This window comes from Actinomadura madurae, from assembly GCF_047130825.1.
Lineage (GTDB): Bacteria > Actinomycetota > Actinomycetes > Streptosporangiales > Streptosporangiaceae > Spirillospora > Spirillospora madurae.
Genome location: NZ_CP083237.1, coordinates 4,493,926 through 4,517,112, shown reverse-complemented (window position 1 = coordinate 4,517,112; position 23,187 = coordinate 4,493,926). Strand labels below are relative to the sequence as shown.

The 23,187-nt window shown below is 74.4% G+C and carries 15 protein-coding genes; 7 read left to right on the top strand and 8 right to left on the bottom strand.

Features of this window, described 5'->3' with window-relative positions; all coding sequences use genetic code 11:
- The first annotated feature begins 74 nt into the window (after positions 1-74).
- Both K8Z49_RS20360 and K8Z49_RS20355 read left to right on the top strand, forming a co-directional pair.
- A complete protein-coding gene (locus K8Z49_RS20360; protein ID WP_412520307.1) occupies positions 75-5,081 on the top strand; it encodes a hypothetical protein in 5,007 nt (1,668 codons plus the stop codon).
- Positions 5,082-5,187: 106 nt separating this feature from the next.
- Positions 5,188-6,279 carry a winged helix DNA-binding domain-containing protein gene (locus K8Z49_RS20355; RefSeq protein WP_412520305.1) on the top strand — a complete coding sequence of 364 codons (1,092 nt, stop codon included), beginning with the start codon at positions 5,188-5,190 and terminating at the stop codon, positions 6,277-6,279.
- On the opposite strand, the gene K8Z49_RS20350 is transcribed toward K8Z49_RS20355, so the two are convergent.
- Positions 6,272-7,768 (bottom strand): dienelactone hydrolase family protein, encoded by a 1,497-nt coding sequence (locus K8Z49_RS20350; protein ID WP_412520303.1) that lies wholly within the window; start codon positions 7,766-7,768, stop codon positions 6,272-6,274. The genes K8Z49_RS20355 and K8Z49_RS20350 overlap by 8 nt on opposite strands.
- Before the next feature lie 77 nt (positions 7,769-7,845).
- Between K8Z49_RS20350 and K8Z49_RS20345 the strand changes: the two genes are divergently transcribed.
- Both K8Z49_RS20345 and K8Z49_RS20340 read left to right on the top strand, forming a co-directional pair.
- A complete protein-coding gene (locus K8Z49_RS20345; RefSeq protein WP_024936588.1) occupies positions 7,846-8,226 on the top strand; it encodes a hypothetical protein in 381 nt (126 codons plus the stop codon).
- A 41-nt stretch (positions 8,227-8,267) separates the two neighbouring features.
- A complete protein-coding gene (locus tag K8Z49_RS20340; protein ID WP_021597223.1) occupies positions 8,268-8,753 on the top strand; it encodes a hypothetical protein in 486 nt (161 codons plus the stop codon).
- A 15-nt stretch (positions 8,754-8,768) separates the two neighbouring features.
- Here K8Z49_RS20340 and lysX read toward each other — a convergent pair whose 3' ends face one another.
- A complete protein-coding gene (gene lysX / locus K8Z49_RS20335; protein WP_177287669.1) occupies positions 8,769-12,068 on the bottom strand; it encodes a bifunctional lysylphosphatidylglycerol synthetase/lysine--tRNA ligase LysX in 3,300 nt (1,099 codons plus the stop codon).
- A 173-nt stretch (positions 12,069-12,241) separates the two neighbouring features.
- On the opposite strand from lysX, the gene K8Z49_RS20330 reads away from it, so the two are divergent.
- Genes K8Z49_RS20330 through K8Z49_RS20320 form a run of 3 tightly spaced genes read left to right on the top strand, consistent with a single transcriptional unit; the run spans position 12,242 to position 17,293 of the window.
- Positions 12,242-14,089, top strand: coding sequence for a protein kinase domain-containing protein (locus K8Z49_RS20330; RefSeq protein ID WP_412520300.1), 1,848 nt, complete (start codon positions 12,242-12,244; stop codon positions 14,087-14,089).
- Positions 14,089-15,762 carry a protein kinase domain-containing protein gene (locus tag K8Z49_RS20325; RefSeq protein WP_412520298.1) on the top strand — a complete coding sequence of 558 codons (1,674 nt, stop codon included), beginning with the start codon at positions 14,089-14,091 and terminating at the stop codon, positions 15,760-15,762. Before K8Z49_RS20330 ends, K8Z49_RS20325 begins: the two co-directional genes overlap by 1 nt.
- Before the next feature lie 22 nt (positions 15,763-15,784).
- Positions 15,785-17,293, top strand: coding sequence for a serine/threonine-protein kinase (locus K8Z49_RS20320; RefSeq protein ID WP_021597217.1), 1,509 nt, complete (start codon positions 15,785-15,787; stop codon positions 17,291-17,293).
- Positions 17,294-17,354: 61 nt separating this feature from the next.
- Here K8Z49_RS20320 and K8Z49_RS20315 read toward each other — a convergent pair whose 3' ends face one another.
- The 6 genes from K8Z49_RS20315 to K8Z49_RS20290 all read right to left on the bottom strand — a co-directional run bounded on the left by K8Z49_RS20315 (position 17,355) and on the right by K8Z49_RS20290 (position 22,576).
- Complete coding sequence (locus tag K8Z49_RS20315; protein WP_021597216.1) at positions 17,355-17,972, bottom strand: response regulator; 618 nt, start codon at positions 17,970-17,972, stop codon at positions 17,355-17,357.
- A gap of 89 nt (positions 17,973-18,061) precedes the next feature.
- Entirely contained in the window at positions 18,062-18,727 is a 666-nt protein-coding gene (locus K8Z49_RS20310; RefSeq protein WP_021597215.1) for a response regulator, read from the bottom strand.
- The gene (locus K8Z49_RS20305; RefSeq protein ID WP_412520295.1) at positions 18,724-20,034 is read right to left on the bottom strand and encodes a sensor histidine kinase; all 1,311 of its coding nucleotides are present in this window, start codon (positions 20,032-20,034) and stop codon (positions 18,724-18,726) included. Before K8Z49_RS20305 ends, K8Z49_RS20310 begins: the two co-directional genes overlap by 4 nt.
- A 103-nt stretch (positions 20,035-20,137) precedes the next feature.
- Positions 20,138-21,040, bottom strand: a complete 903-nt coding sequence (locus K8Z49_RS20300) for a cytochrome P450 (protein ID WP_024936583.1) — start codon at positions 21,038-21,040, stop codon at positions 20,138-20,140.
- A 100-nt stretch (positions 21,041-21,140) separates the two neighbouring features.
- Entirely contained in the window at positions 21,141-21,782 is a 642-nt protein-coding gene (locus K8Z49_RS20295; protein WP_021597942.1) for a response regulator, read from the bottom strand.
- A 2-nt stretch (positions 21,783-21,784) separates the two neighbouring features.
- Positions 21,785-22,576 (bottom strand): sensor histidine kinase, encoded by a 792-nt coding sequence (locus K8Z49_RS20290; RefSeq protein WP_412520292.1) that lies wholly within the window; start codon positions 22,574-22,576, stop codon positions 21,785-21,787.
- Between the last annotated feature and the right edge of the window lie 611 nt (positions 22,577-23,187).

The window sequence follows — 23,187 nt, the reverse complement described above, 5'->3', positions numbered from 1 at the left end:
TGCGCTTGGCCGGGCTCGCCCGGGGGGTGTTAGATCGGGGCACCACCATTCCCGTGGGAAGGGGAGGAGCCGCGGTGCCTGACGAGGCCCCGGGTCCCGGCCGGCCCGGCCGGGCCGTGGACGAAGCCGGCGCGCGCGAGGCCGAGCACGCGGCGCGCCTGCTCGGGTACCTGCGCGACCTGGCGCGGGCCCGGCGGCGCCCGTCCCGCGATCTCGCCGACCACGACCACGTCCACTGGCTGGCCGACCTGCCCGGCGACGTCTACGTGGAACGGGACGCCGGACCGGGCGAGGTCCTGTTCAGCGTCCCGGTCATCCCGCTGACCCCGCCCGTCGTGCTGGACGAGTTCGACGGCTGGCTCGCCCTGCGCACCTGGTACCGCGTCCTCCGCGACCTGGCCGGCGAGGAGGTGGTGCTCGCGACCGGGCTGCTGTCGTGGCGCCCCGCCGTCCACGACCACCTGCTGAGCACGCCCGTCCGGATCGTCCTGGACGAGCGGACCGAGCGCGTCGACGTCGTCCTCGACGGCCGCACCGCCCTCCGCGACCGGGAACTGCTGTCCGGCCACCCCGGGTTCAGGCCCGCCGCCTGGGTGGCGGAGGCCGTGCAGGCCGGGCAGGGCTTCGGGCTGAACGCCTCGACCGGCGACGTCCTGCGCAAGTGGTGCCAGGTCTCGCTCACCACCCCCGCCGACTACCGCGAGGACTGGGCGCCCGGCACCGACACCGCCTCGCCCGTCCCGCGGCTCCGGCTCGCGCCCGCGCTCGTCGTCCGCCCGCCGGCCCGCGAGGCCGTCGCCGACCACCACGCCCGGCTGCTCAGCCTGCTGCCGCGCGGCGTCCCCGACGGGCTCGCCCGGTTCGTGTCACCGGCCAGGAAACCGCAGATCATGCACGTCCCCGAGCGTGCGCCGGAGACCGTCCCCGACCTGCTCGCGGGGCTGCTCGCCCGCGGCCACCGGGTGCTCGTCGCCACCTCCGGCCCCACCGCGTCCGCCGACCTGCGCGCCGCGCTCCCGCCCGGCCTCGCCGCCCTCACCGCCACCGACCCGGCGATGGCGGCGCGGACGGCGGAGGCGATCCGGGGCCGCGGCGCGTCCCCCGACCTGGCGCTGGCCGCCGGGCGCGAGGAGGCCGCCGCCCGCCGCGTCGCCGAGATCACCGAGCGGCTCCGCGGCGGCGAGTCGGACGAGCCCGCGCCGGACCCCGGCGACCAGGACCCCGAGCTGTCCTGGATGCCCGTCCGGCCGGACCTGCCCGCCGCCCCGCCGATCTCCCGCTCCGAGGCCGCCGACCTCGTCGTCCTCCTCGCGGAGGAGACCGCCGCGCGCAAGGCCCGCACGACCCAGCGGGACGTCGACCCGGGCGCGCTGCCGAGCGCCGCCTACGTGCAGACCCTGGTCGACGCCGAGGTGGCCGCCGTCGAACGCGCCGAACGGTCCAAGACGGACCTGTCGCAGCGCCTCCGCGACTCCGACCGCACGTTCCTCGCCCGCCTCGACGGGGACGCGTCCGTCGTCGCCGCCGCGTTCCGCGACCTCGGCCTCGAAGGCCACCCCGGCGGCTGGAACAGCGCCGACCTCGCCGCCCGCGCGTTCGGCGACGCCCTCGGCGACCGGCGCCCCCTCATCTGGGCCCGGGTCTCGGAGATGACCTCCCGCGCCCAGTGGGCCGAGCGCGCCCTGGCCGAGCTGGGCGGCCACACCGTCGAGCTGCCCGAGGACGCCGACCTCCGGGGGCTCGCCGCGTCCGCCCAGGACCTGCGCACCCACCTGGCCGGCGGCGGCACCCTCAAGCGTGGGCCGCTCCGCCCGGCCGTCCAGCGCCAGGCGGAACCGCTCCTCACCACGGTCACGGTGGACGGCGTCGCACCGACCACCTCCGAACTCCTGGACCTCGTCCACACCGACCTCATGGTGCGGATCACCTGCCGGGAGCTGCAGTACGTGTGGGAGGCCGCCGGCATCTCCTTCCCGGCCGACCTCCCGCCCGCCGAACGCGTCGCCCGCTTCGTCCGCGCCCACGCCCGCCTCGCCCGCGTCCGCGACGCGATGCAGGCCGTGGACTCCACCCGGCACCTTCTCGAACGCTCCGGCTTCGGCATCCGGCTCACCCATCCGGTCCAGTGGCACGAGTACGCCTCCGCCCTCCGCAACGCCCTCGAAGGCCTCGGCGTCAGCCGCGCCGCCGCCGACCTGGAGGCCCTGCGCGACTCGATCGGCCCCCTCGACGACGACGATCCCCCCGAGCTGCGCGACGCCCTCGCCGCCATCGACGCCCGCGACGCCGCCGCCTACGGCCGCGCCCTCGGCGCCCTCGCCGAGGCCCGCCACGAACGCTCCCGCCAGATCCGCTGCGACGAGCTGATCGCCCGCGTCCGCTCCGTCCACCCCGACCTCGCCAACCTCATGATCGCCACCGACGGCGACGAGGTCTGGCACGCCCGCACCCGCCGCTGGGACGACGCCTGGGCCTGGGCCCGCCGCCGCGCCGCGCCCGCCGTCCCCGCCACGGACCGCCTCCGCGCGGCGCTGGCCTCCGCCGAGGAGGAGCTCCGCACCGCCCGCGCCGACCTCACGGCCGCCCGCGCCTGGGCGGCCGCCGCCGCCCGCGCCCCGTCGGCCCCCGACGCCGTCCCGGCCTGGATCCTCCCCCTGTGGCGCGTCCCGGACGTCCTCCCGCCCGCCCCCGACGCGTTCGACGTCGTCATCGTGGACGGCGAGCACGAGGCCGGCGCCGAGGCCCTGCACGTCCTCTGGCACGCCCCCCGGACCATCCTCGTCGGCCCACCCGGCCCCGACCTGCCACCCCCGGAGGGCCCGCCGCCCGCCACCCGCCTCCCAGGCCACCTCCACACCGCGATAACCCCCACGACCACCCTCTTCACCGCCCTCACCACCCCGCCCGCCCCCGAGGACGCGCCCCGCCCGGACATCACCCGGCAAGACCTGCGAGCACAACCCCCCGGCCTGTACGACCGCCCGGACATAACCCAGCGGGACCTGCCGATAACACCCCCCGCGAGACCCGAGCGCCCCCGGAACGCCCCGCAACCACCCCCGCCCGCCCGCGACGTACCGGTGACGACGCAGCCAGGACGAGGCCCGGTCGTCCCCGAGCCGGGCACGCCCCCGCGCCCGCCAGAGCGTCCGGAGGTGCCGGTAGCAGGCCGAGGCACGGCCGAGCCCCCGCCCCAACGAAACGAACCCCGTGGCGCCCCGCATAAGGACGCGGGACCGCCCGCGCCTCGCCGGGTCAGGCCGCCCGGACCTGGTCAGGGCTACCCGCAGGAACGTCCTGCCGCGTCCGCGCCTGCTACGAGCCCACGGGATGCCGAGGGTGCGCCCACGCCCCGGCGGGGTGGACCACCTGGAGCTGGTGAGGACGCAGGGATGCCCGGTCCAGCCGCCCCACACGAGCGCCCTGCCGCGTCTAGGCCCGGCGTGGGTCCGCCGCCGGAACGTCCGCCCGCGTCTCGCCAGGGTCGGCCGCCAGGAACCAGCGACCCGCGCGAGGGCCCGTGGACGCCCGGTCAGGGCGTCCCGCAGGAGCGTCCTGCCCCCTCCGCGTCCGGCACAGGCCCGCAGACTGAACGTCCGCCGACACCCCAACGGGGCGGGCCACCTGGAGTTGGCGGCCCGCATGAGGGCGCGGAGGAGCCTGGCCCGGGCGCTTCGCGAGAACGTCCAGCCCCCTCTGCGTCTGGGGCGGCTTCGCCGCCGGAGCGTCCGCCTGTCTCTCGCGAGGGTGGGCCGCCTCCTGGTACGGGTCCGCGGGTTGTTGAGGGTGCGCCCACGCCCCGGCGAGGTGGGCCGCCTGGAACTGGTGCCCCGCGTGAGGACGCAGAGACGTCCGGTCCAGGCCTGCCGGAGGAGCGCCCCGCGCCGTCCACGTCGGCCGCGAGTCCGCGAGCGGAACGTCCACCCGCGTCTCGCCAGGGTCGGCCGCCAGGAACCAGCGACCCGCGCGAGGGCCCGTGGACGCCCGGTCAGGGCGTCCCGCAGGAGCGTCCTGCCCCCTCCGCGTCCGGCACAGGCCCGCAGACTGAACGTCCGCCGACACCCCAACGGGGCGGGCCATCTGGAGTTGGCGGCTCGCGTGAGGGTGCGGAGGCGTCTGGTCATGGTGTCCCGCAGGAGCGTTCTGCCTCGTCTACGTCTGGGGTGGGTTCGCCTCCGGAGCGTCCGCCTGTGTCTCGGCGGGGTGGGCCATCTGGAGTTGGCGGCTCGCGTGAGGGGTCGGAGGAGCCTGGTCCTGGTGCTTCGCGGGAGCGTTCTGGCGCGTCCGGGGCGGGGCCGCGGGTAGAGCGTCCGCCTCTGGCTCGGCGGGGTGGGCCGCCGCCTGCCGGTGGCTCGCGTGAGGGGGCGGGGGCGCGGCCGCCGGAGCGCTCGGATGTGCCGGTGGCGGGGCCTGCGGCCGTGCCGGGTCGTAAGGCCCGGGGGCCAGGGCGGTCGGATGTGCCGGTGGCGGGGCGGCAGGCTGGTGCTCCGCCTGACGGGCAGCCGCCCTCGGGCGAGGAGTCGGGTGCGCCTGGGCGAGGTTCGCGTGCGCCGGGGCAGGCGTTGCCTCCTCGGCGGCTGGATGCGATGCGGCGGGAGTCGCGGGGGGCGGGGTCCCCTCGGTCCGGTGGGGGTTCGCTGCCGCCTCGGCGGCTGGACGCGGGGCGGCTGGAGCCGCGCGTGCCGGAGTCGGGTCCGCAAGGGGGCAAGGGGCCGGCCGTGCCCGAGGAGGAGGCCCGGCCGCCCGCATCGCGGCCGGAGATTCCCGCGCTCTGGGGCAGGCCGGGGCCGCGGCCGGAGCCGCCGGCGGCACCGCCGCCGCAGGCGCCGCCGCCGCAGCCCGAGGCGAGCGGGCCGTCCGTTGGGCACGCGATGATCCGGCGGGGGCAGTCGATCGCCGGGTACAAGCGCCCCGAGCTCGTCGAGATCGTCGGGCACATCGCCGAGCGCGAACCGGAGCTCACCGACGAGCAGATCGTGGAGCTGGTCACCCGCCTCATGGCGTGCCCGGAGGACGAGGCGCTCCTCGTCGGCGCCCGGCTGCGGTACGCGGTGGAGGCCTACCGGGAGAGCGCCGGCTAGCGAGTAGCGGTGGCGGCTGGGTTGGTTCTGTGCGGGGAGGTTGTGGAATGGAGTGTTCCGTTCTGTTAGGGTGGGGGTGTTGGTTCGTTCCTTTTGGGGTGGGGTCATGACGCGGACGTTGGATCGCCGGACGCTTAACCGGGCGGCCCTGGAACGGCAGTTCCTCCTGAAGCGCTCCGGCGTCTCCGTTCTGGAGGCGGTCGAGCGGCTCGTCGCCATCCAGGCGCAGGAGAGGAACATGCCCTACTTCGGGCTCTGGACGCGCCTGGACGGGTTCCGCCAGGACGATCTCACCGACCTCCTGCGCGACCGGTCCGTCGTGCGCAGTTCGATCATCCGGGGCACGCAGCACATGGCGTCGGCCGCCGACTACCTGTGGCTGCGTCCCCTCGTCCAGGAGAGCCTTTTGCGCGGGCGGCAGGCCGCCTTCGGGGGCGCGACCCGCGGCTGGGACCTGGACGAGCTCGCCGCCGAGGCCCGCAGGCTTCTGGAGGGCCGGATCCTCACCCGGCCCGAGCTCGCCCGCGCGCTCGCCGAGCGCTGGCCGGAAAGGGATCTGCAATCCCTCGGCTGGACGGCCCAGGCGCTGGTCCACGCCGTCCATCCACCGCCCAGCGGGACGTGGAACACCGGCGGCGCGACCCCGTTCGCCCTGGCGGAGGAGTGGATCGGCCGGCCGCTCGCCGAGGCGCGCCCGGCTCGGTTGATCAGGCGCTACCTGGCCGCGTTCGGCCCGGCTTCCGTGAAGGACTTCCAGATCTGGTCCGGCATGCGCCGCATGGAGGAGGCCTTCGAGGAACTTCGGCCGTCCCTCCAGACTTACCGGGACGAGGCGGGCGTGGAGCTCTTCGATCTCCCCGACATGGCGCTTCCGGATGCTGGTCTGCCGGTCCCTGTCCGGTTCCTCCCGGCCTTCGACAACCTGATCCTCGCCTACGCCGACCGGACCCGGATGATGACGGACGAGCAGCGCAAGGCCGTGTGCGTGGGCTCGCAGACCCACGCCACCCTGCTGGTGGACGGGCGCGTCCACGGCATCTGGACGCTCAAGCACGACCGGAAGGCCGGATGCGCCGCGCTCGACATCCGGCTCTTCGCCCCTCTGCCGGACGAGGACCCGGTCCGCGATGAGGCCGCCGAACTGCTGCGCTTCGCCGCGCCCGGCGACGAGCACGATCTCCGGATCGGGCTCAGCTGATCGGCATGGTGATCGCGAGGGGCCAGGCGAGCAGCGGCCCGCCGGCCGCCGCGGCCATCCAGGCGGGTGCCGCGAGCCTGCGGAGCGCCGCCGCCTGGACGCCCTGCCAGGCGAGCAGGCCGGCGATCAGCGGCGCCAGCAGCAGCACGTAGGACGAGACCACGCCCACGGCCACGGCGGCGCAGAGGCCCGCCAGGGCGCCCGCCCCCGTCCAGGCGTGGATCCCGATCGCGGTGCGCCCGTCCTGGCCGGTGCACAGGGCCTCGACGCCGAGGCAGTACAGCGCGACGCACACGGTGACCAGGACGAGCACCCATGCGCGCGGGCCGACCGGTATCGCGTGCGCCCAGCCGAGGTGAGCCGGCACGGCGACCGACACCGCGGTCAGCGCGCTGAGGGCGGCGGCCGCCGCGACCGTCCGGGGCGCGGGTCGTCCGGCCGGGATCCCTCGCGCGGACGCCAGGGTGACCAGGCCGATCGCGCCGAAGAACGCGGCGAGCGGGCCGGTCACCGCCACCGGCAGCGTGAGCAGCGACATCGCCGGCACCGCCGCGATGACCGCCACGGCGGAGCCCACCAGGGCGCGGGTCAGGGAGACGCGGCGGGCGGCGCGGTCCCCCGTTCCGAGAAGCGCCGACGCGATCGCGCCGAAGCTCAGTACGGCCGCGACGTAGAGCAGCATCGCCGACCCGGCTCGCTGGACGGCGCGGGTCTCCGTGCCCGGAACCGGGCGGCGGGCGAAGGCCGCGTCGAACCAGGCGGCCGTCTCCCGGTGGGTCCGCGGGCTGAACAGCACACCGGCGTGCTCGACGCCGCCGGCGATGACGGCCCGGCGCGCGGTCCCGGACCGGGGGTCGCCGTAGGTGACTCCGGCGCGTCCGCGCGGGTAGGCGGCCCGCAGCGCGCTGACGGCGCCCTCCCGGTAGGCGGCGAACTCCAGGCCGCCGGCGATCAGCAGGAGGTTCCGGGGAGCGGACGCGGACACGTCCATCTGTCCCTGCGAGATCGCGACCGTCGCTCCGACGGACGGGCGCGCGGTGGCGTACCGGATGACCGCGGCGGCCCCCATCGAGTGCCCGACGAGACCGAGGCGCGCGGTGTCGACCCACGGCATCGACCGCAGCCGCCGGACGGCGATGTCCAGGTCGCGGTCGAGCCGCGCGTTGGCGGCCGGTCCCTCCCCGCCCCCGGGCAGCGGCCGTGTGGCGGCTCCGTGACCGGCGAGGTCGACCAGCGCGACCGCATATCCGCGCCGTGCCAGCGTGTCGGCGAATCCTCGCATCAGCCGGCGGCCGGCGCCCATACCGTGGGCGACGACCACCCCGGGCAGCCGTCCCTCGGGATGGGCGGGACGGACCGCCTCCACCGGCACGCCGTCGATCACGGCGGTGCGCCGCTCGATGCCCCTGTCCGCCGTCGCGAGTCCCAGAATCCCGGCGACCGCGCACACCACCGCCACCGTGACCGCCGCTATCCGCCGTTTTCGCACCGGCTCACCCTGCCAGGAATGAGAAGGCCGCGAAATCCGGATGCGTTTCGTCGGTGGTCACCGGCAGAATCCCGCGCATGGTGACCGAGGAGCTGGTTCAGGTTTGGCGGGACGTCATTCAAGGCGACGAGAAGTCGTGGGTGCTGTTCGAGAACGGCACCTGCGTCATTTTGATGGAGCCCGAGGACGACCTGGCCGCGCAGGCCGTGGAACTGCTGCGCGAGTACGGGCCCGTGGCGGCGGGTTCATCCGCCGGCGACTTCGGGACGATCGACCTCGACGCGGCGCCCGGATGGGCCGTCTACGGGCACCACAACGACATCCTCACCTATGTCGCTCCGGAAGAGACCGCCGACGGCGCGAATGATCTGGCCGTGGGCCTTCTCGGCCGGTCCAAGCGCGATCAGGACGGGCGCGAGCTCGCCGTCGTCCATGTGGAGGACAAGCGGCCTCGATGAAACCGCGGCTTTTGGCGGTGGATGTCGGTACAAATGTCTCCGTGGCGGAATGGGACGAGGACGCGCTGGCGCGGTTGCGGGGGGCCGCCCACCAGGGGCTCGGGGACGCCGGGGTACTTCGGGGGCGTCCGCTGACCCCGGTTCTCCAGTACGCGGGGGACGTCCTCGTGGCCGCACTGGCCCAGGGCCGGGAGGTCCAGGATCTCGCCGGGAAATGCCTGGAGGAACTGGGCGGGCGCGGCCTGCCGGGCGACGCCGAACTGGCCGCCGAGCTCGGTGCCGCGTTGGGGACGCGCCCGCCGACCGGTCTCGCTTCCCTGCCGGTCGATCTGGGGGCGGTGGCGGCGGCGATGGACGACGGATTCCAGGTGCTCGATCCCGAGCGGGGCGACGTCCTCCCCGCGGACGAGGGAGACGGCCTGCCGATCCCGCCGGGCGTCCTTCCGGAAGGTGAGGACGCCCGGCGCGGTTCGGCGCGCGAATGGCTCGCCGGGCAGGGGTACCGGCCCGCGCCGCGTGCCCTGTAGGTGCCGGGGCGGCCTTCAGGAACCGGGGCGCACCAGCGGGAACGGGATCGTCTCCCGGATGCTGCGGCCGGTGAGCGTGATCAGCAGCCGGTCGATTCCCATGCCCATTCCGCCGGCGGGAGGCATCGCGTACTCCAGGGCGCGCAGGAAGTCCTCGTCGAGGTCCATCGCCTCCGGGTCGCCGCCCGCGGCCTGCAGCGACTGCTCGGTCAGCCGCTCGCGCTGCAGGATCGGGTCGATGAGCTCGGAGTAGGCGGTGCCGAGTTCGAGGCCGAAGACGATCAGGTCCCACTTCTCCGCCAGCCGCGGATCCGCGCGGTGCGGGCGGGTCAGCGGGGACGTCTCCGCCGGGTAGTCGCGGACGAACGTCGGCGCCTTCAGATCCTCCTCGACGGCCGCCTCGAACAGCTCCTGGACGATCTTCCCCTGGCCCCACCGCGGGTCGGCGTTCAACCCGAGCCGCTCCGCGAGCGCGAGGGCGCGGGCCTGCGGAGTGTCGGGGGTGACCTCCTCGCCGAGCGCCTTCGACACCGACTCGTAGACGGTGATCTCCTGCCACGGCTCCGCGAGGTCGTACTCGACGCCGTCCCGGACGACCACGGTGGTGCCGAGGGCGGCGCGGGCCGCGTCGACGACGAGGGAGCGGGTGAGCTCCGCCATCGTGTCGTAGTCGCCGTAGGGCTCGTACGCCTCCAGCATCGTGAACTCGGGGTTGTGCTTGTGCGAGACGCCCTCGTTGCGGAAGTTGCGGTTCAGCTCGAAGACGCGGCCGACGCCGCCGACGAGCAGGCGCTTGAGGTACAGCTCGGGCGCGATCCGCAGGTAGAGCTGCATGTTGTAGGCGTTGATGCGGGTGGTGAACGGGCGGGCGGTCGCGCCGCCGTGCACGGGCTGGAGCATCGGCGTCTCGACTTCGAGGTAGCCGCGGGCGCGCAGCCCGTCCCGGACGGCGGCGACGGCGTCGCCGCGCATCCGCAGCATCCGCCGGGACTCGTCGTTGACGATGAAGTCGACGTACCGCTGCCGGACGCGCGCCTCCGGATCCGACAGCCCGGACCGCTTGTTCGGCAGCGGGCGCAGGCACTTGGCGGCGAGCGTCCACGAGGACGCGAGGACCGACAGCTCGCCGCGCCGGGACGTGACGACCTCGCCGCGCACGCCGACCTGGTCGCCGAGGTCGATGAGCGCCTTCCACCGGCGCAGCGACTCCGCGCCCAGCGAGTCCGAGGTCAGCATGACCTGGAGGTCGGCGGTCTCGTCCCGCAGCGTGACGAAGATCAGCCGGCCGTGCTCGCGGGCCAGCACCACCCGTCCCGCGATCGCCACGACCTCACCGGTGCGCGTGTCCGGCGCGAGGCCGCGGTGGCGGTCGCGGACGCCGGCGGCGACGTCGGTGCGCTCGCAGCCGAGCGCGTACGGCTCCATCCCCGCGGCGCGGATCTCGTCGAGCTTGGCGTGCCTGACCCGCTCCTGCTCCGACAGGCGCCGCTGCGGGGCGCGCGCCGCGTCCGCCGCGTCCTCGATCTCCTTGATCCTGTCCACGAGGTCGGTGGAGGGGGCCATCGCGGCGGCCCGGTCCAGCTTGGGACGGTTGAAGCTCGGCAGGAACCCCTCGGCGCGGGCGTAGGCGAGGCCCAGCCGGACGAGGTCGCGCCCCTGCGTATAGCAGATGAAGCGGGGGCGCCAGTGGGGCAGGTACTTGGCGTTCGACAGGTACAGCGATTCGAGCTGCCAGAACTTCGACGCGAACGACAGGAACCTGTAGTAGAGCCGGGCGACGGGTCCGGCGCCGATCTGGGAGCCGCGCTCGAACGCCGAGCGCAGCATCGCGAAGTTCAGCGACAGCTGCTGCGCGCCGACGGCGGCGGCCTTCTCGGCGAGCTTGGCGACCATGTACTCGTTCAGGCCGTTCTCGGCGAGCCGGTCGCGCCGCATCAGGTCCAGCGACAGCCCGGCCCGCCCCCACGGGACGAAGCTGAGCAGGCCGCGCAGCTCCCCGTGCGCGTCGAACGCCTCCACCATGACGCAGCGCCCGTCGGTCGGGTCGCCGAGGCGGCCGAGGGCCATGGAGAAGCCGCGCTCGGTCTCCTCGCCGCGCCAGGCGTCGGCGCTGCGGATGAGCTTGGCCATCTCCCAGCCGGGGATCTGCGAGTGCCGCCGGATCCGCACGCTGTAGCCGGCCCGCTCGACCCGCCGGACGGCCTGGCGGACCTGGCGCATCTCCCGCCCGTCCAGGTTGAAGTCGGTGAGGTCGACGATCGCCTCGTCGCCGAGCTCCAGCGCGTCGAACCCGTGCCGCCGGTAGATGTGCGCGGCGCGCTCGCCGACGCTGACGGCGCCCGGGATCCAGGCGTGCGCGCGGCATTCGCCCAGCCATGCCTCGATCGCCTGGTCCCACGACTCGGGGTCGCCGAGCGGGTCGCCGCTGGCCAGGGAGACCGAACCTTCGACCCGGTAGGCGATGGCCGCCTTACCGTTCGGCGCGACGATGACGTCCTTGTCGCGGCGCAGCGCGAAGTAGCCGAGGGAGTCCTGGTCGCCGTACTCGGCGAGCAGCCGGCGCGCCGACAGCTCCTCGGCGGGGCTGAGGACGGGGTCGCGCCGCCCCGGCCTGAACAGCGCCCAGAACGTGGCGATCAGCAGCCCGGTGCCGAGCACCCACAGGATCGCGTCCACGTAGAACGGCACCGACACGTTGATCGGCTTGCCGGTGACGCGCGGCCCGAGCACGGTCTGGGAGATCGCGTAGAGCGGGTGCGTCCAGAAGTCGCCACTGGCGTTGCGGTCGGTGAGGGTGACGAGGAACGTGCCGATTCCGCAGGTCACCACGAGCAGGCTGGTGAAGACGATGGTGGCGAGGCGCCGGTTGGCGCGGTCGGGCAGCGTGGTGAACTGGCCGCGCGCGGCGATCAGCAGGCCGAGCACGGCGAGGTAGACCCCGGCGGTGACGATCAGCCCGACGGGGGTCGGCTTGTCGGGGTTGAACAGCGTGGTGAGGACGGCGGTGACGCCCAGCGCGGTGGGCAGGCAGAAGATCAGCACGAGGATCCGCCAGGCGGCCTTCTTGCGCCGCCGGACGCCCATCGACAGCAGGATCCACAGCAGGCCGATCGGGACGCTGGGGAACCAGCCGAGGTAGCCGATCCATCGCAGAGCCCAGACTTCCGCTATCTCAAGGATGAGACCATAGGAGACCCACGCGAGCAGCGACAGGATCCCGGAGAGACGGGTGTACCAGAAGAAGATCGTCGGCGCGGCCTGGATCAGCCGGCGCCACTCGCCCCGCAGGCCTCCTCGCGGGCCCTGCTCCGTCATGGTCCCCTTTCTACCGGGTGTCCTGCTATCGGGTGGCACGTCGGCCGGGCCTCCGTCCGGGCGCGCCGGTCCGGCGGCGAACCTCGGTGGGGTGCCGGACGTCGTACGGGTGGGGGGATGTGGCTTGCAAGCTCGGTCCAAGATTGTCAGCAAAAGTCGATATGGTCGCGGATATGCCAAATGAACCCGCCGGTGAGCGGTTGCTCGCCCGCCGCTACCGCCTGGTGACCCAGGTCGGCCGAGGCGGCATGGGGACGGTCTGGCAGGCGCACGATGAGGTCCTCGGTCGTGACGTGGCGGTGAAGGAGGTCATCCTCCCGCATGGTCTCACCGATGAGGAACGCGCCGTGCACCACAAGCGCACGTTCCGTGAGGCCCGCACCGCGGCCCGGCTCGGCCACCCCGGCGTCGTCACCGTCTACGACGTCGTCGAGGAGGACGACCGGCCCTGGATCATCATGGAGCTGATCAAGGCCCGCTCCCTGGACCAGGTGATCAAGCAGGACGGGCCGCTGGAGCCGCGCCGCGCCGCGGAGATCGGCCGGCAGATGCTCGCCGCGCTGCACGCCGCGCACGATGCCGGGGTGCTGCACCGCGACGTCAAGCCCAGCAACGTGCTCATCACCGGAACCGGGCGGATGGGCGAGCGCGCCGTGCTCACCGACTTCGGCATCGCCACCGCGTCCGGCGACGCCACCCTCACCCAGACGGGCCTGGTCATGGGCTCGCCCGCCTACATCGCGCCGGAGCGGGCCCGCGGCCGCGTCGCCGGCCCCGCGTCCGACCTGTGGTCGCTCGGCGTCACGCTGTACGCGATGCTGCACGGCAAGTCGCCGTTCGAGCGGCCCGAGCCGATGGCGGCGCTGGTCGCGGTGATCTCCGACGAGCCCGACCCGCCGGAGAAGGGCGGCCGGCTCGTCCCGGTCATCGAGGGGCTGCTGCGCAAGAACCCCGACCAGCGGATGGACGCGATCGAGGCCGGCGCCCTGCTGGACGACATCGTCCGGCAGGAGAGCATCGACACCCAGCGCACGATGGCGGTCGAGTTCCCCGCCGAGGAGCTCGCGGACCCCCGCACGACGCCGCCCGAGCCGTCCGGCGACGCGCCGCGCCCGGCGGACGAGGGCGCGCGGCCGGACCAGCTGACCAGCTTCGACCTCCCGCCCGCCCCGCCGCCGTCCCGGCCGCGGACCGCGAGCCCGGGGGAGACCGCACCCGACCCCGACCGCGTCAGGTCGTGGCGGTCCGGCCAGCCCACCGAGCCCGCCGATCGGGTCACGGCGGCGTCGAGCCGGGCGCCGTCCGAACCCGGGCCCGCCACGCACTTCCCGCCGACGACCCACCACCCGTCCACCGGGCGTCCCGCGCTCGCATCCAACCGCAACGTGCTGATCGTCGCCGCGGTCGTGCTCGTCGTCATCCTGATCATCGCGGGGATCGCGCTCGCCAACGGCGGTGACGACGGCCGCGACGCCCGCAAGGAGGGCGCGACGACCCCGACGAACGCGGGGAAGGGATCGTCGTCCGCCTCCACCCCTTCCAAGAAGCCGGAGAGCGGCCCGCCCGCCGGGTTCAGGAAGCACGCGGACCGCACCGGCTACACCGTGTACGTCCCGGAGGGCTGGAGCGGGCCCGAGCGCAAGACCGGCGGCGACTTCTTCTACGCGCCGGGCCGCAAGACGTACCTCCAGATCGGCCAGACCGGCGACCCGGGCGACAGCGCGATCGACGACTGGCGGCAGCAGGAGCGCGGCGGCTCCGGCTGGCCCGGGTACAAGCGCATCGAGATCGCGCCCACCGGCGACGAGCCGCCCGTGCCCGACACCAAGGACGGTGACAAGTCCGCCGACTGGGAGTTCACCTACGACGGCGACGGCGGCCGCAAGCACATCCTCAACCGGGGATTCGTGACCAACGGGCACGGCTACGCGATCCTGCTCTGTGCCCCCGACGACGACTGGGACAAGGTGTTCTCCGACCTCCAGCCGGTATACCGGACCTTCAAGCCCGCGGACGACTGATGGACGGGCGCCTGCTCGCCGGTCGGTACCGGCTCACATCGGTCGTCGGACGCGGCGGCATGGGCACCGTGTGGCGCGCCCGCGACGAGACCCTCGACCGCGAGGTCGCGATCAAGGAAGTCCTGCTCCCGGACGGGCTGAGCGACGCCGAGCGGGAGAACCGGCACCGCCGGACGCTGCGCGAGGCGCGGGCCTCGGCCCGGCTGAACCATCCGGGCGTCGTGACCGTACACGACGTCGTGGACGAGGACGACCGGCCGTGGATCGTCATGGAGCTGGTGCGGGCCCGTTCTCTCCAGGAGATCGTGGAGGAGGACGGGCCGCTGCCGCCCGGCCGCGTCGCGACCATCGGCCGGCAGATCGCGGGCGCGCTGCGGGCGGCGCACGCGATCGGCATCCTGCACCGCGACGTCAAGCCCGCGAACGTGCTGGTCGCCGACGGCGACCGGGCCGTCCTCACCGACTTCGGCATCGCCCAGATGGCCGGCGACGCGACCCTGACCGGGACCGGGCTGCTCATCGGGTCGCCCGCGTACATGTCGCCGGAGCGGGTGAACGGCGAACCGGCGATCCCCGCGTCCGACCTGTGGGCGCTCGGCGCCACCCTGTACGCCGCGACGGAGGGCAGGGCGCCGCACCACCGCGGCGACCCGATGGCCGTCCTCGCGGCCGTGATGACGCAGGACGTCCCGCCGCCGAAGAACGCGGGTCCGCTCGCGCCCGTGCTCACCGGCCTGCTGGAGCGCGACCCGGTCCGGCGGCTCAGCGGGGACCGGGCCGAGGAGGCCCTCCAGGCGGTCGCCTCCGGCCACGCCGTGCACATGGCGAACGCGCAGATCGCGTCGAACGAGGCCACCGCGGTCGACGGGCCCGCGGGCTCCGAAGTGCCCCCGCCCCCGCCCCCGGTCCAGGTGCCGGTTCCGCCGGACATGACGACGCAGTACCCGCCCGGGACGGGGCAGCAGTGGACGCCCACCCACGCGCCGGCGTCGTCGCGCAAGAGGTCCTCGGTCGTACCGGTCCTCGCGGGCGCCGCCGTGGCCGCGGTGATCCTGGGCGTCGCCGGGTTCGTCTTCTGGCCGGAGGGCTCCTCCTCCGCCGGCGGTCCGGGCACGGGCACGGGCACGGGCACGGCGCAGTCGCCGCCCGCCCAGCAGACCTCCCCGACCACACCCGCCACCACGCCCCCGGCCACGTCCACCTCGACGCCGGGCAGCACCGTGGCACCGCTCCCGCCCGGCTTCGTCCGGGGCACCGGCCCCGGCTACACGATCGGCGTCCCCCGCGGCTGGCGGCGCTCCGTGCAGGGCAACAGCGTCGTCTGGACCGACCCCGCGTCCAGCGCGTACGTTCAGGTCGACCAGACGGTGTGGTCCGGCGACCCGTACGAGCACTGGGTCACCTGGGAGCAGGAGGCCCGCGCGGACGGCAAGCTGAAGGACTTCCAGCGGATCGGGGAGATCACCCGCACGACCGTCGCCGGACGGCCGGCGGCCGACATCGAGTTCACCTGGACCCGCGGGACGGGCGCCACGCGCGCCCGCGACCGCGGCGTCATCGCCGGTGGCCGGCCGTACGCCGTCGTGGTGGCGGTTCCCGCCTCCCAGTGGAACGGGAACGAGGCACTCGTGAAGAATGTGCTCGACACGTTCCGTCCCTCCGGGGTGGGATGACCAGTGGGGGGACCCTCTAGCCATGGCACAGGCACGTCTGCTCGGTAACCGCTACCGCCTCGACTCGGTGGTCGGCCGGGGCGGCATGGGCACCGTGTGGCGCGCCTTCGACGTCATGCTGGACCGCGAGGTCGCGGTCAAGGAGGTCGTGTTCCCGCCGGGCCTGAACGAGGACGAGCGCGCCGTCCTGTACGAGCGGACGTTCCGCGAGGCGCGGGCGTCGGCGCGGCTGAACCACTCCGGGGTGGTGACCGTCCACGACGTGGTGCAGGAGTCGGACCGGCCCTGGATCGTGATGGAGCTGGTCCTCGCCCCGTCACTGCAGGACATCATCGAGCGGGGCCCGATGGAGCACCACCGGGTCGCCGACATCGGGCTGCAGATGCTCGGCGCGCTCCAGCACGCCCACCAGAAGGGCATCCTGCACCGCGACGTCAAGCCCAGCAACGTGCTGATCACCGAGACGGGACGGGCCGTCCTCACCGACTTCGGCATCGCGCAGATGGAGGGCGACTCGACGCTCACGCAGACGGGCCTGGTCATGGGCTCGCCCGCCTACATCCCGCCGGAGCGGGTGCAGGGCGAACGTGCGGTGCCCGCGTCCGACCTGTGGTCCCTGGGCGCGACGCTGTACGCGGCCCTGGAGGGCCGGTCGCCCTACGAGCGGTCGGACGCCATGTCGTCGCTCCAGGCCGCGCTGACCGAGCCCGTCCCGCCGGCGCGGAACGCGGGGCCGCTCGCCCGGGTCCTGGACGGGCTGCTGGTGCGCGAGCCGGTGCACCGGATGACGGCGGCGCAGGCGCAGCCGCTGCTCACCCGGGTCGCCGCCATGCCCCCGCCGCCCCCGCCCCCTCCGCCGGTGCCCTCGCGGCCGAGCGAGACGGTGGCGGACGAGCCGTCGGCCCGCTTCCTTCCCGACGAGGCGTCCGAGACCGTCCTCGACCCCGACGAGCTCGACCAGGTCACCCGCCGCGACCCGGGCGACTCCGGCGACCTCGACCCGGTGACCCGCCGCGATCCCGGCGACTTCGACCCCGTCACCCGCCGCGATCCCGGCCGGTTCCAAGATCAAGGACGGCCCCGTGAGCAGGGCCCTCCGCAGAAGCAGGACGGGTACCCGCCGCCCGCGCGGCCGGGCCGGAACCAGGAGGTGCGTACGCTCCTGGAGACGGAGTGGGCGCCGCCGCCCACCCCCGGGCACCCGCCCCCGCCCGTCCAGCAGTCCGGGCCGCGGCCGCACCCGAGCCTGCCGCCGCAGACGCCTCCGCCATGGGAGCTGCCGCAGCAGTACGCGAACTGGCAGCAGCCGCCTCCCGTCCACGACCGTCCCGGCGGAAGCGGAGGCGGGGAGCGCCGGAAGACGGTGCTCATCGTCACGATCGCGGTGGTGCTCGTCGTGGCGGCGGTGCTGCTCGGCGCGTTCATCCTGCGCGGCAAGCTCAACACCGGTTCGCTCGACCGGCCCGCCGCCCCGGCGTCCGTGACGGCGAGTGCGGCGTTCCGCTCACCGCCCGCCGCCGTCACCGCGTAGGCCCGGCGGCTCGCCCTCCACCCGCCCGAGGCCAGGCGAGGTCAGACGGGGTCGGGCGGGGTCAGCTCCCGGCGGCCAGCGAGTCCAGGGCCGTGCGCAGATCGGCGACGTGCGCGTCCAGCCCGTCGGCGGGTTCGCCGGACCGCATCCGGGCGACGTCCTCCTCGACGTGGGCCAGCCGCTCGTCGAGGGCCGCCAGGAACCGGTCGCAGCCCGTCAGGCCGCCCTCGCCCTCGTCGTCCCCGGCCTCCAGCGTCTGCCGCAGCAGCCGCGCCTGCTGCTTGAGCTGCAGGTTGCGGCGGTGCAGCTCCACGAACACCGACACCTTCGCGCGCAGCAGCCACGGGTCGAACGGCTTGGTCAGATAGTCGACGGCCCCGGCCGCGTACCCGCGGAACGCCTGCTCGCCGGCCTCGCCGCCGGCGGTGAGGAAGATGATCGGCACGTCCCGGGTGCGGGGACGGGACTTGATGTGCTCCGCCGTCTCGAACCCGTCCATATCCGGCATCACGACATCCAGCAAGATCAGCGCGAAGTCGTCGTTGAGCAACTCCTTCAGGGCCGCCCGGCCGGAGGTGACGGGCACCACCTCCACCGGCAGCGCGTCGAGCACGGCCGCGAGGGCGGTCAGGTTCTCCTCGCGGTCGTCGACGGCCAGGATCCTCGTGTCGCTGGGCACCGGACTCCCTCGGGTCGGGGGCGGCGTGTGCCGTCCACCCTGTCACGTCGCCGCGCTCGGCAAAAGTGAAGCGCCGCAGAGTAAAAGTTCTAGGGCAGCCAGCCAGGTTTGACCAGTCCCGACTCGTAGGCGAACACGACGAGCTGCGCCCGGTCCCGCGCGTTGAGCTTCACCATCGTGCGGCTGACGTGCGTCTTCGCGGTCGCCGGGCTGACCACCAGGCGGGCCGCGATCTCCTCGTTCGACAGGCCCTCACCGACCAGCGCCATGACCTCGCGCTCCCGCTCGGTGAGCGCGTTCAGCCGCGGGGACGGCGCCGGTTCCTTGGCCCGCGCGGCGAACTCGGCGATCAGACGGCGGGTGACGCTCGGCGAGAGCAGGGCGTCCCCGTCCGCGACCGCCCGGACGGCGTGGATCAGCTCGACCGGCTCGGTGTCCTTGACCAGGAACCCGCTCGCGCCGCCGCGCAGCGCCTCGAAGACGTACTCGTCCAGCTCGAACGTGGTGAGGATCACGATCTTCACGCCGTCGAGCCGCTCGTCGGAGGCGATCCGCCGGGTCGCCTCCAGGCCGTCCAGGCCCGGCATCCGGATGTCCATCAGGATGACGTCGGGCCGCAGCCGGCGCGCCTGCGCCACCGCCTCCTCGCCGTCGCTCGCCTCGCCGACGACCTCGATGTCGGCCTGCGCGTCCAGCAGCGCCCGGAACCCGGCCCGCACCAGCACCTGGTCGTCGGCCAGCATCACCTTGATCACTGCGCACCCCTCCCGGGCGTGGCCGTCTCGCCGGCCGCGTCGCCGTCCGCTCCGTCCAGCGGGAGCCGCGCCCGGACCCGGAACCCGCCGCCGGGCCGCGGGCCGGCGTCGAACGCGCCGCCGAGCGCGGCGGCCCGTTCGCGCATGCCGCGGATCCCGGCGCCGCCCGGACGCTCGTCCAGCAGGGGGACGCCCCGGCCGTCGTCCTCGACCTCCACCACGATCTCGTGCTCACCGTAGGCGATGCGGACCCGCGCCGTCACCGGTCCGGGACCGGCGTGCCGGGTCACGTTCGTCAGCGACTCCTGGACGATCCGGAACGCGGCGAGGTCGGTGCCGGCGTGCAGCGCCGGCTTCTCCCCGGTGACCTCGGCCGTCACCTCCAGCCCGGCGGACCGGGCGCGGTCCAGCAGGTCGTCCAGCCGGTCCAGCCCGGCGGTGGGGGCGCGCGGCGCGGTCTCGCCCTGCGCCCGCAGCGCGCCGATCACCCCGCGCATCTCGCCGAGCGCCTCCTTGCTGGCCTCCTTGATCGCGGCGAGCGCGGTGCGGGCCTGCTCGGGGTTCTCGTCCATCAGGTGCAGCGCCACGCCCGCCTGGACGTTGATCATCGAGATGTTGTGGGCGAGGACGTCGTGCAGCTCCCGGGCCATCCGCAGCCGCTCCTCGCTGGCCTGGCGGCGCGCCTCCTCGGCCCGGGTGCGGGCGGTCTCGGCGGCCCGCTGCCCGCGCATCCGGATCAGCTCGGCGGTGACGAGCACGACCAGCGCCCAGCCGACGACGAAGCTCGACCCGCCGAGGGTCGGCTCCTCCACCGGGAAGGGGCCGTCCTGCCCGCGTTCGGCGGCCGGGACGCCGATCAGCGCGGTGAGGGTGAAGAACGCCGCGAGGCCGGCCCCCGTCCCCGCCCAGACGACCGGCCGGTGCCCGGCGACGACGGCGGCCATCATCGCGACGACCAGGGCGAGCGGCGCCGGCCCGTAGGTGTAGGCGCGCAGGAAGTACAGGGCGGTCACCGCCGCGGTGGCGCACACCGTGAGCACCGGGTTCCGGCGGCGCAGCAGGAGCAGGGCCGGCCCCGCGAGCAGCAGCCCGATGCCGAGCGGATCCAGGTCCGTGTGGCCCACGGGGTCGCCGCCGCCGCTGTGCCACGGCGGCCCGGACGTCCCGTCGGACGGGCGGTCGCGCTGCGCGCCGAGGGATCCGACGAGCTGGACGAAGGCGACGATCAGCGGGACGACCCATACCGGCCATGCGGCCGGGCGCGGCCAGTGCGGCCGGACCTGGCCGGACGGCGGTGAGGTGCTCATTCCTGCACGGTAGGTCATGGGTCTCCGGCCGCACGTCGCCCCCGGGGAGTGTGCTCCGCTACTCCTCGTGAGGTACCCGGCGCAGGTACCCGGCACTTCGGGATCAGTAGGGCGTCCAGCGGATGGGGAGGTGGGCGAAGCCGTGCCGGGTGCTCGACCTCAGCCGCATCGGCTCGCCCGCGAGCCGCGGCAGGCCGGGACGTTCGAGCAGCGCCACGAGCAGGGCGCGCAGGTGCACGCGGGTCAGCCGGGCGCCCAGGCACGCGCGGTACCCGTACCCGAAGCACAGGTGGGGGAGGGTCTCGTGCAGGAACCGGTCGGGGACGAACCGCCCCGGCTCGGCGTACACCTCGTCGTCGTGGTTCGCGGAGACCAGCCACAGGAGGACGTGCTCGCCGGCCAGCAGTGGCACGCCGCCGACGTCCGTGGCGCGCTGGACGGTGCGCGATACGTGGAGCACGGGCGTCCACCAGCGCAGCATCTCCTCCACCGCGCTGTCGATGAGCTTGTCGTCGGCCTGCTCCTCCCGGAGGCGGACGTACTCGGCGGGGTGGCGCAGCAGCGCGAACAGGCCTCCGGCGAGCGTGTTGCGCAGCGTCTCGGGCAGGTCGGGCGCGACCTGGCCGACGAAGTCGACCGGCTCCCGGGGCGGGATCCGGGCGAGCATCGCCTGCGCGGGAGGGTCCATGTCGATCAGCGCGGCGCCGTGCGCGTCGTCGGGGACCGGGCCGGGCGGGTACGCGTCGTCGCCGGTCAGCGGGCCGTGCGGCACGTCGTCCATCCGCGGGGCGAACAGCTCCGGGCGCACGAGGGCATGGCGGACGTCGTGGTGGCGCAGCACGGCCCAGGCGCCCGGCCGCCCCGCCGCGCGCCCGTCCAGCCACACCACCGGCGTCCGCGCCCGGAGCCGTTCGAGCCGGTCGTAGGGGACCCCGCGGGCGTAGGTGTCCGCGCGGTCGAGGAACCCGGCGTCGGATAGGGGCGTCGCGCCTCGCCGTTGAGGCATGGAAGACCTCCTCTACCAGCCGACGCTAACGCGTGGGAGCCGGACCCTGGAAGACCGGATTCGGCCGCCCGCTGGGAGAAGTCCTCTCGAATCGGTGGATTCAGCCCGCGAGCCACTCCCCGGTCTCCACGCTGACGAGGCCGTGCCGGGCCGCCTCGATCACCGCTTCGCGCTGCGAATGCACGCCCAGCTTGCTGAGGACGCTCTGCACGTGGCTGCGCGCCGTACTGCGCGTCACCCCCATCGCCTTGGCGAGCGCCTGGGTGGACTCGCCGCGGGTGAGCCGCGTCAGCACCTCGCGTTCCCGGGGCGTGAGGAACTGCGCGACCTTCTGCGCCTGGCTGCGCCGGCCCCCGCCGCCGCGCGCCGCCACCTGGTCGACGACGACCTCGCCGTCCGCGACCCGGCGCAGCACGGCGAGGATGTCGCCCGCCTGCTGCCCCTTGTGCGCGAACCCCCGCACGCCCGCCGCGACGCCCGCGTCCAGCACCGGCTGCTCCAGGTAGCCGGTCAGCACGACGAAGCGCGTGCGCGGCGAGGAGGCCCGCAGCCGCGGCATCCAGTCGAGCGCGGTGCCGGACGGGAACTGCAGGTCGATCAGGCAGGCGTCGGGCTGCCTGGCGCGCAGCAGCGGCATCGCGTCGGCGGGGGAGTAGGTCACCCCCACGACGCTGTGCCCGGCGTCCGCCAGCACCAGCGACAGCGACTCGGCGAAGACCGCGTGGTCGTCGCAGATGATCATTCTCATGGATGGGGCCGCCAGTCGTCGGCTCCGGTGTCGGTGAGGACGCCCGCGGCCTCGTCCGGCGGTGGTGCCGCCGGCAGCAGCATCCGGACGCGCGCCCCGCCCATCTCGCAGGTGCGGATCTCCAGGCTGCCGCCGTACCCGGAGATCAGGTCGTGCACGATGCCGAGCCCGAGCGACGCCAGGCCCGGCCGGGCCCGCCCCCACCCCGCGCCGAAGCCGGGGCCGTCGTCGTCGACCTGGATGACGACCCAGCCCCGCCCGGCCTCGACGCCCACGTTCACCCGTCCCGCCGCGACGCGGCAGGCGTTGTCGAGGACGTTGCGGACGGCGCGCCACAGCGCCACCGGGTCCATGTGGGCCCACGCCTCGGTGCCGGTGAAGCACACCTCGTGCGCGGTGGCGAGGCGCATGCCGGTGACGACCTCCACGGTGAGCTCGTCCACCCGGATCCGCTCCGGGCTGGGCAGCGGCTGGTCGTCGTCGTCCTCGTCGAGCCGGCGCAGCAGGTGGTCGAGCCACCGGGTCTCGCCGAGCAGCTGGTCGATGCGGGCCCGGCTGGTCTCGCCGACGTCCTCCGCGACGACGACGGCCGAGGCCAGCATGATGATCGTTCCGAGTTCGTGCCGGATGTCGTGCCGCAGGCGCCGCCTCCACAGCACCTGCCCGCCGCGGTCGGACGTGCCCGCCCGGTCGCGGTCGTCGAAGGCTCCGTGCCCCCCGGTGCCCGCGAGCGTCCCCACGCCCGCGGGATCGTCCGCCGGGGAGGACCGAGCCCGTCCGTTGTTCATGAGGACCCCCGTCCGCTATTCCAGCACCCTGTCGACGGTCACCCGGAGGGCCCGCCGATGTCCAGTCAATTGGCCGCAAGAGACCCGTCTCTGACCAGAAGCGGTCATCGCCCCACGAACGTAAACTTCGCTCTTCGGAGGGACGTCACAGCCTTAATAGGGACAGCACGCGAGCATTTCTTTCATGCCGGTGGCGTAGCCGATTTGCGCATTCCGGCGGGTGTGCCGGCGGGGCCTGGGAGAGAGAGTCTGGACATGCCGACGGTCACATTTCTCGGACATGCGGGGGTGGCGGTGGACGCGACCGCGTTCCACCTGCTCGCGGACCCGTGGCTCGCTCCAACGGGGGCCTTTCTCGGAGCCTGGCACCAGTATCCGAGAAACGATCATCTGGATCTCGCCCCGGTGCTCGACGCCGACTGGGTGGCGGTCTCGCACGAGCATCTAGATCACTTCGATCCCTGGGTCCTGGACCGCCTTCCCGTGCGAACCCGGATCCTCATTCCGTGTTATCCCGGACCCGCGTTCCGGGAGCGGATGACGGCCGCCGCGGGCGGCCGCCAGGTAATCGAGATCCAGCCGTGGGAGAAATTCCCTCTGGACAATCGGGG